This window comes from Nostoc sp. DedSLP03, from assembly GCF_034530815.1.
Classification (GTDB): domain Bacteria; phylum Cyanobacteriota; class Cyanobacteriia; order Cyanobacteriales; family Nostocaceae; genus Nostoc.
Genome location: NZ_JAVRCK010000020.1, coordinates 94,767 through 104,135 on the forward strand (window position 1 = coordinate 94,767; position 9,369 = coordinate 104,135).

Below are 9,369 nucleotides of genomic sequence, written 5' to 3' on the forward strand. Positions count from 1 at the left end.
CGATAGAAGATAATAGTATATCTGGATATTCTTGTTTCTCGGCTTCTGTAGTTGTTTCTAGACTTACACCAGAGATAATAGGATTGTATGCAAGTTAAAATAACACTCAAAAATTACCGATGTTTCTCAGACTCTAAGCCAGCTAGGATAATGATCCGAAAAGGATTCACAGCATTTATAGGAGTCAATAATTCAGGCAAATCTTCTCTACTTAAATTTTTTTATGAGTTCCGGTCTCTTTTTGCCTCACTCTCTAATCCTAGCAATCTAGTAAATACTCTAAGCGGAAACTCGCAAGATTTGAACTTTCCCAGAGAAGTTTTATATCCCCAGGAAGTATTTTGTAATACTAATGATCGTCCACTCACAATAGAATTTTATTTTCTACCTGAAGGTGAAATAGGAAAGGACAGTTTACCTATTATTCAGGAAATAAAAGTAGTAATACCGAGAAATAATTCTTACACTACCTTTATCACAATTAATAATCAAAAACTCAATATAAAACAAGAAAATATTAACCTTGACAATGGAATAATACTCAATATAAAAAAGCTAGGTGAACTCATAGCTTCTGTAGATATTTCTTATATACTTGCAGAATTTAAACATTTAAGTAAAACATTATATATTGGACCATTTAGAAATGCTATTAGTGTCTTACCAATTTTACATCCTTCTGTAATGAATGATATTGATAACCAATATTTAAGTTATTTTGATATTAATGTAGGAAGAGCTTTTATTCGTCAATGGCGACAATTTAAAACTGGTGCTGACAGAAATCGTAGTATAGCTACTCTTGAATTAACAGATGATATTAAACGCATTTTTAGCTTTGAGCAATTAGAAATTAATTCTTCCAATGATGACCAATCTATGCAACTATTTATTAATAGAAAAGTCTATAATCTTTCAGAAATTGGTTCTGGTCTTGCTCAATTTATTTTAGTCATAGTTAATGTAGCGATACAAAACCCTTCTTATATTCTTATTGATGAGCCAGAACTTAATCTCAATCCCGTACTCCAGCTTGATTTTTTAACTACATTGGCTAAATATGCTAGTCAAGGAATGCTCTTTGCAACTCACAGCATTGGGCTAGCACGAGCAAGTGCAGAATATATTTATACAGTACGCCAGACATCACAAGGAAGTGAGGTGAGTGAGTATGAAAAAAATTCTAGCTTACCAGAGCTACTTGGAGAACTGAGTTTTTCTACATATAGAGAGTTTGGCTTTGATAAAGTTTTACTTGTTGAAGGTCCTAGCGAAATAAAGACAATTCAGCAGTTTCTCCGAAAGTATAAACAAGACCATCATTTTTTACTTTTACCATTAGGTGGCAGTGCTTTAATTAATGCTACATCTAAATCAGAGCTTGAAGAAATAAAACGTATTTCTGATAAAATTTTTGCATTAATCGATAGTGAGCGCCTATCTGCTGATGAAGCTTTAGGTGCTGAAAGACAAGCATTTATTACAAATTGTCAAGAGATAGGAATAAATTGCCATGTTCTTAACTACCGAGCTACTGAAAACTACTTTACAGATAAAGCAGTTAAATTAGTTAAAGGAGATAATTATTCAGCGCTTCAACCGTATGAAAAACTCGAAAATGCTAGATACGGATGGCGAAAATCGGAAAACTGGCGAATAGCTAAAGAAATGACCCTTGATGAACTAGAACTCACAGACTTTGGACAATTTCTTAAAAGTCTATGTTGTTAGTAGCTTATAGATTTTTTTGCATCTTAACCTTTTACATTGAAAATAGGTGGATCAGGAGCCTACCCTTTCCACCTGTAAAATTAAATTACAAATATCTTTGTAACTTAAGTTAAGTGACTTTCTAGCAAAGATGCGATCGCGTCAGGATGAATATTCTTGTATTTCTTTTTACCAAGCTGTAAAACACAGTTGGGAGCGCTGCCACAGCATTTTTGGCAACTTGTATGTTCAATAGTAACTTTGTCTAACAAACCGCGATCGCACAAAGTTTTTTCTAATTCTGATAATAACCCTTTACCACCACGTTTCAGGCAACCGCCCTTTTGACATACCATAATCCTCGCTTTGGTTTGAGGTGGTAAATCTTCTTTTGGACACGTATCAATTGGTGTCACCTTATAGGCTTTAATTTTAATTTTACTTGTGCGCGAGTCTATCTTACTATGACCACAAATGCGAAGTTGCTGACCAGGAACTAAGGATGAACTTAGTAAACGGCGCAACTCTTTAGGCAGTTTAATGTCTACATTTCCAGATGGAACTGCCAATTGCAAGTATTTATATTTTCCTGGTTCACCACCAACAAAACCTAGTAACTGTCCCTCAAGGTTCAATTCTGATAACGTCAAATATTTGTTACCCATGATTGATAAAAAGTTAGGAGTGGGGGATGAAGAGTTAGGAGTGAGGAGTTAGGAGTGAGGAGTTAAAAATGAGGAACTAAGAGTTAATAATTCATAACTCTTAACTCATAATTCTTAACTTCCAACTCATAACTCTTAACTCATAACTATTTTTAAGCGAGGCGTTTAGCTTCTACTGTTTGAGGTAAATTTGCTGTATCTGGCAATTCACGAAATTCTAATTCCCAACCATTTGCTAGAGTGAGAATCTTGCCATCATTTCCATCGGTTTGTTTGACGACTTCTTCTTCCAGGTCTTTTTTAGCAACGTAAACTACTAAAGTGCCGGCATCATTCATCCGTAGCATTACTTTCATGAGACTCCTCAACCGATTCTAGTTCTTTTTTCTTGCAGCCGACGACAAACCCTGTTTCTAAGAAATGCACAGCATATATATAGGAAGTCTGCAAATATGTGCCTATACTCGCTATGTAACCGATATCTCCTTTGTTGACTAAAACTTGGCCGACTTCCTTACCGGGAAAGGTACCATCGTTTTTTAGCAGTTTACGAACTCTGACTTTTTCACCAATTTCAAAAGCGGGTGGCAAGTTTAGTTCTAATTCATCGCGTTGCATGAGAGTACCTCTGTTCTCTGACCAAATTCAACAATTCTTCTGTCGTCAAACTGCGTTTTTTCTGTACCGATTGATGGCGTACTGCATCTAAAACAGATTGGGTTTCTTGGGGGTTTAAGAAAATTCCATGCTGTTCTAGTAAGTTAGCAACTAAATGCCGTCCAGAATGTTTACCTACTACTAAACGCCGTTCCCAACCCACCTCTTCGGGTGCAAATGGTTCGTAGGTGATGGGATTTTGCAATACCCCGTGAGCATGGATTCCAGATTCGTGAGCAAAGGTGTTTTCGCCAACGATCGCTTTCCAAGGTGGTACGCTAGCTCCTGATGCAGCTGCAACTAGTTGAGACAGTTCCAGCAAACTGGGTGTGTCAATGCCCAAATTAACGCCGTAGATGCGTTTAATCGCCATGACGACTTCTTCTAATGCTGCATTTCCCGCCCGTTCACCCAATCCGTTGACTGTGGTATTCACTGATGATGCTCCGGCTTTGATACCCGCAAGGGCATTGGCAGTTGCCAGACCAAAATCATTATGCGTGTGGATTTCTAGGGGAATCGTCAACGCTGAAACCAGCCTTTGGACTTTGGTGTAAGTGGTGAAGGGGTCGAGAACTCCTACAGTGTCGCAGAAGCGGAAGCGGGATGCACCCCAATCTTGGGCATAAAGTGCTACATCTAAGAGGAAGTTTTCATCAGCTCTAGAAGAATCTTCTCCGCCAACTGCTACCCAAAGACCTTGGTCGAGGGCGAAGTGGATTGAGTCTTTGAGTTTTTGCAAACTTACTCGCCACTGACCATGAAATTTAGTGGCAATTTGGATACCAGAGACGGGAATAGCAATATGCACCCGATTCAAACCACAAGCGATGGAAGCCTTGATATCTGAGATGACAGCACGGTTCCAGCCCAAGAGTTTTGCTTGTAACCCTAAGTTAGAGATTGCAGTGATCGCCCGGGTTTCTTCGTCGCCCATTGCTGGTATACCGACTTCTAATTCCGGTATACCAATGGCATCGAGAAATTTCGCGATCGCTACTTTTTCTTGTAGAGTAAAGGCAACACCTGCTGCTTGTTCGCCATCACGTAATGTAGTGTCATTAATTATGATTTGATTCATTGCAAATATCCCTCTCTTGGAAGTATTCTTAATATCCTTTCCCTCTACAATCCCCAGCGATGGCAAATGCTAAAAATATCACAATTCATAATGTAGGATACATGATCCTTAATTATTGCCTTATTATTAGCATCACATCTGTATGACAGGGAACTAAAACAATGTATAAATTACTAATCGTTTTCACCGATGTCAGTTGAAATGTCTTTGAGTAGCAATGAACTAATATAACTATTAGCAAATCCCGAACAAAGTAATACACAAAAGCCAGCAATTAAGGATGTAATCATCTTCGTAACCTCGTATTTTCTAGTGCATTTTGGTGTAATTTAGGCAGGTAATGGTACTCAACGTTAAGAAGAACAAATTCGCTAACTTTGGTCTGCTAGCCAATCAAATATTTTTCCTAGCTGCTCCAAGTCAACGAAACCATACTGCCAAAGGAGCATCGGTAACGGGCCATTTTCTAATTCACGGTATCGCAGAGCTACAGCAATATCGGCATTTGAAAGTTCAAGTTCATTGTGCAAAAAATTGAGGAGTTTTATATCTCTGTTCCGAGTCGCCATAATTGAACTTTCAATTTCTTAATTTGGGAAAAGGTTAAAAATCAGAAACTCCAATTTATATTTAGGAATTTCGTCTTTTTAATTGTTGCTATATGTCAGGGAAGTTTCAGATTTAGTAGACCCAACAAAATCTAAACCCCATCTAATCCATCTCAGTCTGCAATAAATTCTGCTAGCGGACAGTAGCTTCAAACTCTAAACCTATTTGAGCTTTGTGCATCTATGAACAAAAAGGATAAAGTCCAGTAGTTGCGTCATGAATTCAAGATTAATCGTCTTTGAATTAGGTCTTTTTGAAATAATCATGACTCATCACTGTAATGCCAGCAACGCTCTAACCACTCTAATAATTCGTGACGAGAAGCCAAAAATTGCATAACTGTACTGCGAATTAGAATTACTTCCAGCAAATTGTTCACTTGCACTCGCAAAGAACCATCAGGGGGACAAGAGCAATTAATTTTTAACTCTTGCAAACGGTGATAGATTCGCCAGCGATCGCTCAAAGGAATCTGCAAAACGTGATTTGTCATTTGTCATTTGTCCTTTGTCATTTGTCCAATGCCCCATGCCCAATGCCCCATGCCCAATCCCCAATGACTAATGACTCTTGACTTTTAAAATTTGCAGTTGTTTTTCGAGTTCTTCAATGCGCGAGAGCAAAGAACGAATCACGGTTGCTTCCACATCGGGTAGCTTTCCATGTTCTAAAGGAGAAAGGCTGGCGTTTTCGTTGCGAGAAATAATTCTGCCGGGAATTCCGACAACTGTGCAGTCGTTGGGGACATTTCGTAAGACAACCGAACCTGCACCAATACGGACGCGATCGCCAATTTGCAGATTACCTAAAACTTTCGCACCCGCCCCAATCACTGCATTTTTGCCGACTGTGGGATGACGCTTACCAGTTTCTTTACCAGTTCCGCCAAGGGTGACGCCCTGATAAATCAGTGTATAGTCGCCGACGATCGCAGTTTCGCCAATGACTACACCCATTCCGTGGTCGATAAACACGCCTTCACCAATCTCTGCACCTGGGTGAATTTCAATTCCGGTCAAAAATCGCCCCAAGTGAGAAATTAAACGGGGGATAAAACCGACTCCTCGATTATGTAACCAGTGAGCAAGACGATGCAAACATAGCGCGTGCAATCCAGGGTAGCAAAACACCACCTCTAGCCAATTCCGTGCTGCGGGATCGCGCTCAAAAATAATGCGAAAATCACTCAATAATGGCTCAAAAAAAACGCCAGAGAAGAGATTTTTCAGCATGGATGTATGGGCAAAATCCTGCGTTTTAGTACTTGGGGAATCGCTAATACTGTCTAAAGACTGTTGCATCGGTAATGTCTATCTGGTAAATGAGTCATCTGCTATTTTTATGCTTATATCAGGTGACATCCAACTCGATACCAAACCCAATGCTGATTGGATTTATTGGATTGATTGAGGTTGTACTCAAACGCCGAAATCCCGACTCCAGATAAACTGAAAATTTATCTTGGGGTAGGGGCACTAGTATTTAATGATAGGGGTACTAGTATTTTTGGGGCAGGGGTTAAGAATTTATGTTCGCGCTACAAGAAACTTTACCCGTAAGCATTTGCTAAGATTTTGTCAAGATATTTTGCAATATATTAAGTTGTACTCAGATGTACTCAAGCATGAATTTGATAAGGCTACAAATCTATTTTCTGTATATCCTATTACTATTAGTATCTTATTATTGGGTTAAACGAAAGACAGGTTTCTTTATTTTCTTTTAGGATTTGCTGTCTGTATGTATGTATACGTTTCAAAATATAGTTATCGCTTATCGTGACTGTTTTCTTATTATATAGATGTGTGGGAATAGCGATCGCCAAAATTTTTATCAATCTCGTTTCCAGATTTAAATTTCGTTCCAGGTAGAACCTAGAAATGTACTTCATTGCGACTCTGCCGCGAATTCGGGAGGTAGAAGCTGCAAATAGGCATTCCCAGCCATAGACTGGGAATGAGGTATCTGAAGATTTGTTAATGGAGTTCAGAGGTGCATTAATGGAGTTCAGAGGTGCATTAATGGAGTTCAAAGGTGCATTAATGGAGTTCAAAGGCTCATTAATGGAGTTCAAAGGCTCATTAACGAGTATCAAAGGCTAATTAATGGAGTCCAAAGACTCATTAATGGAGTTCCAAGACTCATTAATGAGTATCAAAGGCTGATTAATGGAGTCCAAAGGTTCATTAATGGAGTTCAAAGGCTCATTAATGAGTATCAAAGGCTGATTAATGGAGTCCAAAGGTTCATTAATGGAGTTCAAAGGCTCATTAATGAGTATCAAAAACTCAAGAACCAGATGCAGCTTTAGTCGGTCTACCTTTGATAGCCTTAAAACGTTCGCCCAACTGTTCAGCGACAGTTTTTAAACCTGGAGTCTTTTTCGATGCAGTCTTCACGTAATCATAAACAGTCAAACTGCTAGTCATAGCTTCACTACCGACAGCCATTAAAGTATCATCTACCTGTTCGGTAAGTTGCTGCATGGAGATTAAAAGTTCGGTAAGCGCAGCTGCTAATTGATAATCTTGAACCAGTTCCTCAACGTCAAAAGTTGCTGGAAGGATTTCGCGGTTAGACTGAGCAGCAGTAATGCTATTGTTCACAAAAGCTAGGCTTTTATCGCCCATTTTTACTAACTTACGCCGTTCTTCAGTGCTGAGAGTAATCAGAAACGGCATCTTTCTTTGGACTGTCTGTAGCGCGGCTTTAATTTCTTGGATATCTTGTGGCGAAAGGGTAGCTGCAATATTTTGATAAGCCATTATATATTTACCTTGGGAGTTCTAATGGTGAAGTAGCAATAGTTGCTAAGTATAGAATTCCCATTGGTAAGTGCGATCGCACATCATAACTTATTTATTTATCTGTTTTAGAAAATTTGTAGGTTGGGTTGAACGAAGTGAAACCCAACAAAACCCGAAAATGTTGGGTTGCGCTTTGCTTCACCCAACCTACAATTTTTCTTAACTCAACTGTATTGGCATATAAACAATACTCGCATAGATGGGCAGCGCGATCGCTAACTAAACGCCGCAATTCTGCATTAATATATGGACAGACACTTTGAATACTTACTTTGCGCTGATGTGCTGAGTAGCTCTTGCTTTTGCTAGTAGCATAATATGCTCTAGCGTGAGGAAACGATCTAATTCTCGCTGGTCACTTCCTATAAGACCTTCAGTTTTTGCGCGGTAAACGAGATCCTCTAAACGGTCTTTGGCTGCATCCGAGAGTTTGAAATCGATAACGCTTTGGGGAGTGGTTCCAGCAGCAATAAACTCTATAATTTCATCGTAGACTTTGGCTGTATTTACAGATGTGTTCATAAGCTACCTTTTTAATTCATGAATTTTATGCAACTTCCAAAGACTTTCCTAGCGTTTGAGGTTCTGGTAGAGTTTCACCATCAGCCAAAGATGATTCAATCAGCATCTCTAAAACTTCTTGAGCATTTTTAAGAGCGTCTTCGTAAGTCTCTCCGTGAGTGCAAGGCTGCATTATATCCGTAAACTCAGGTAGCGAAACCACATAACAATCGTCATCTTCTGACCATTGAATCACGATTGTATATTTCATTCTTCTGTCTCCTCGTCTTCTTTAATTTTATTTAGTTCTTCTAGTGCTTCATTAACTTGCTTTTCTAAATAAGTTTGGCATCGCTACCATCTTTACCAGCAATGATGATAGCTTTAGGTAATTGTGGATGTATTCATTTACTATGGCTACTCTTTGCAGGTTTATAAGTAAACCCTGCTTGCAGCAACAAGCTTTTGAGTTCTCTGATTTTCTTGGGCATAACCTCAGCTTACATTTTTATTCTTAACTTTGAGAATCTTGCTTGCTTTGATTTGCTTGCTCAATGCGTTGCCTAATTGCTTCTTCTGCTATGCGAATGTTCTCTTCTATTGGCGTACCGTCTTCAGCTACCATTGGCCCGTACCATGTTGCTTCCGAGTCAGGAGGATTACGGCGACTAAACAAGACACGAATAGCCTCATCATCATCTCGATGTGCAACTATGTAAGCTTTTAATTCTTTGTTAGTCATTGCTTCAAAGTTCGGTTTCATTCAAAAACCTCCAGAGTCCACTAGGGGGTACGATAATTTCAATATTCTCGCCTGCCAAAATATACACATCTCTAGTTTGGATTTGAAACCGAAACAGGTGGATATCTTTGTAAGTGTTTGATAACATTTGGCAGACTCGCACACAGGCTTGTGCTTGTTCATTGGTTGGGTTTATTGTCTGTTCCTCAATTGTGACATAGATAATATTAAGCTTTTTTTTGCTTTGAGTTATTTGATTGTCTTGGGCATATACTCAGCTTACATTTACCCTTCCAACTGCTTTAATTTCTTCTGAGCAAATTCCCGCACTTGCTCATCTGGGTCATTGTTGGCGCGATCGCGCAACAGTGGTAAAGTCTGGGGATGCTGAGGAAATTGCTTAATAATTATCTCTAGTGCAATGTGTCGAGGATTGGGTTTAAGTGGGGGATTATGGCTATCCTTAAAGGGGTCATTAACAGCGCAGTGGTGGTAAATTTCAAACAGCTCAAGCTGATATTTAAAGTGTTTAGCTAATTCTTGGACTGCTTCACCTCGCACATTTGCACTATCATCTTGGGTAGCGCGTTCTTTGAA

General features: G+C 39.0%; 13 protein-coding genes and 2 pseudogenes. 1 reads left to right on the forward strand and 14 read right to left on the reverse strand.

Going from position 1 to position 9,369, the window contains the following annotated elements; genetic code table 11:
* Positions 1–87 precede the first annotated feature (87 nt).
* Complete coding sequence (locus RM368_RS12480) at positions 88–1,731, forward strand: AAA family ATPase (protein WP_322694340.1); 1,644 nt, start codon at positions 88–90, stop codon at positions 1,729–1,731.
* Between the two features lie 104 nt (positions 1,732–1,835).
* On the opposite strand, the gene RM368_RS12485 is transcribed toward RM368_RS12480, so the two are convergent.
* The 14 genes and pseudogenes from RM368_RS12485 to RM368_RS12545 all read right to left on the reverse strand — a co-directional run.
* A complete protein-coding gene (locus RM368_RS12485; protein WP_322694341.1) occupies positions 1,836–2,375 on the reverse strand; it encodes a (2Fe-2S) ferredoxin domain-containing protein in 540 nt (179 codons plus the stop codon).
* Between the two features lie 152 nt (positions 2,376–2,527).
* Positions 2,528–2,731, reverse strand: a complete 204-nt coding sequence (gene nifT / locus RM368_RS12490; RefSeq protein WP_069070440.1) for a putative nitrogen fixation protein NifT — start codon at positions 2,729–2,731, stop codon at positions 2,528–2,530.
* Positions 2,706–2,993, reverse strand: a complete 288-nt coding sequence (locus RM368_RS12495) for a nitrogen fixation protein NifZ (RefSeq protein WP_069070441.1) — start codon at positions 2,991–2,993, stop codon at positions 2,706–2,708. Before RM368_RS12495 ends, nifT begins: the two co-directional genes overlap by 26 nt.
* A complete protein-coding gene (gene nifV / locus RM368_RS12500) occupies positions 2,980–4,113 on the reverse strand; it encodes a homocitrate synthase (RefSeq protein WP_322694342.1) in 1,134 nt (377 codons plus the stop codon). The genes RM368_RS12495 and nifV overlap by 14 nt, the downstream gene beginning before the upstream one ends.
* Before the next feature lie 371 nt (positions 4,114–4,484).
* A complete protein-coding gene (locus tag RM368_RS12505) occupies positions 4,485–4,682 on the reverse strand; it encodes a DUF2949 domain-containing protein (RefSeq protein WP_322694343.1) in 198 nt (65 codons plus the stop codon).
* A gap of 302 nt (positions 4,683–4,984) precedes the next feature.
* Entirely contained in the window at positions 4,985–5,215 is a 231-nt protein-coding gene (locus RM368_RS12510) for an Asr1405/Asl0597 family protein (protein WP_322694344.1), read from the reverse strand.
* A 67-nt stretch (positions 5,216–5,282) separates the two neighbouring features.
* Complete coding sequence (gene cysE / locus RM368_RS12515; protein WP_322694345.1) at positions 5,283–6,023, reverse strand: serine O-acetyltransferase; 741 nt, start codon at positions 6,021–6,023, stop codon at positions 5,283–5,285.
* A gap of 987 nt (positions 6,024–7,010) precedes the next feature.
* Positions 7,011–7,487 carry a hypothetical protein gene (locus RM368_RS12520; protein WP_322694346.1) on the reverse strand — a complete coding sequence of 159 codons (477 nt, stop codon included), beginning with the start codon at positions 7,485–7,487 and terminating at the stop codon, positions 7,011–7,013.
* A 309-nt stretch (positions 7,488–7,796) separates the two neighbouring features.
* Positions 7,797–8,051 carry a hypothetical protein gene (locus RM368_RS12525; protein WP_322694347.1) on the reverse strand — a complete coding sequence of 85 codons (255 nt, stop codon included), beginning with the start codon at positions 8,049–8,051 and terminating at the stop codon, positions 7,797–7,799.
* 25 nt (positions 8,052–8,076) lie between these two features.
* Positions 8,077–8,301: a type II toxin-antitoxin system HicB family antitoxin gene (locus RM368_RS12530; RefSeq protein ID WP_322694348.1), complete on the reverse strand. Its 225-nt coding sequence runs from the start codon at positions 8,299–8,301 to the stop codon at positions 8,077–8,079.
* A pseudogene (locus RM368_RS12535) lies at positions 8,298–8,521 on the reverse strand (type II toxin-antitoxin system HicA family toxin). The gene RM368_RS12530 and the pseudogene RM368_RS12535 overlap by 4 nt, the downstream one beginning before the upstream one ends.
* A 23-nt stretch (positions 8,522–8,544) precedes the next feature.
* Positions 8,545–8,793: a DUF6887 family protein gene (locus tag RM368_RS12540; RefSeq protein WP_322694349.1), complete on the reverse strand. Its 249-nt coding sequence runs from the start codon at positions 8,791–8,793 to the stop codon at positions 8,545–8,547.
* The gene (locus RM368_RS38745) at positions 8,777–9,025 is read right to left on the reverse strand and encodes a DUF6888 family protein (RefSeq protein WP_416212230.1); all 249 of its coding nucleotides are present in this window, start codon (positions 9,023–9,025) and stop codon (positions 8,777–8,779) included. The genes RM368_RS12540 and RM368_RS38745 overlap by 17 nt, the downstream gene beginning before the upstream one ends.
* A gap of 32 nt (positions 9,026–9,057) precedes the next feature.
* Positions 9,058–9,369, reverse strand: a pseudogene (locus tag RM368_RS12545) (NTPase); the annotation flags it as partial.

Excerpts from the sequence above, each read along its gene's own strand:
- RM368_RS12480 (WP_322694340.1), top strand. The coding sequence starts at position 88 with ATGCAAGTTAAAATAACACTCAAAAATTACCGATGTTTCTCAGACTCT.
- RM368_RS12485 (WP_322694341.1), bottom strand. The coding sequence starts at position 2,375 with ATGGGTAACAAATATTTGACGTTATCAGAATTGAACCTTGAGGGACAG.
- nifT (WP_069070440.1), bottom strand. The coding sequence starts at position 2,731 with ATGAAAGTAATGCTACGGATGAATGATGCCGGCACTTTAGTAGTTTAC.
- RM368_RS12495 (WP_069070441.1), bottom strand. The coding sequence starts at position 2,993 with ATGCAACGCGATGAATTAGAACTAAACTTGCCACCCGCTTTTGAAATT.
- nifV (WP_322694342.1), bottom strand. The coding sequence starts at position 4,113 with ATGAATCAAATCATAATTAATGACACTACATTACGTGATGGCGAACAA.
- RM368_RS12505 (WP_322694343.1), bottom strand. The coding sequence starts at position 4,682 with ATGGCGACTCGGAACAGAGATATAAAACTCCTCAATTTTTTGCACAAT.
- RM368_RS12510 (WP_322694344.1), bottom strand. The coding sequence starts at position 5,215 with ATGACAAATCACGTTTTGCAGATTCCTTTGAGCGATCGCTGGCGAATC.
- cysE (WP_322694345.1), bottom strand. The coding sequence starts at position 6,023 with ATGCAACAGTCTTTAGACAGTATTAGCGATTCCCCAAGTACTAAAACG.
- RM368_RS12520 (WP_322694346.1), bottom strand. The coding sequence starts at position 7,487 with ATGGCTTATCAAAATATTGCAGCTACCCTTTCGCCACAAGATATCCAA.
- RM368_RS12525 (WP_322694347.1), bottom strand. The coding sequence starts at position 8,051 with ATGAACACATCTGTAAATACAGCCAAAGTCTACGATGAAATTATAGAG.
- RM368_RS12530 (WP_322694348.1), bottom strand. The coding sequence starts at position 8,301 with ATGAAATATACAATCGTGATTCAATGGTCAGAAGATGACGATTGTTAT.
- RM368_RS12540 (WP_322694349.1), bottom strand. The coding sequence starts at position 8,793 with ATGAAACCGAACTTTGAAGCAATGACTAACAAAGAATTAAAAGCTTAC.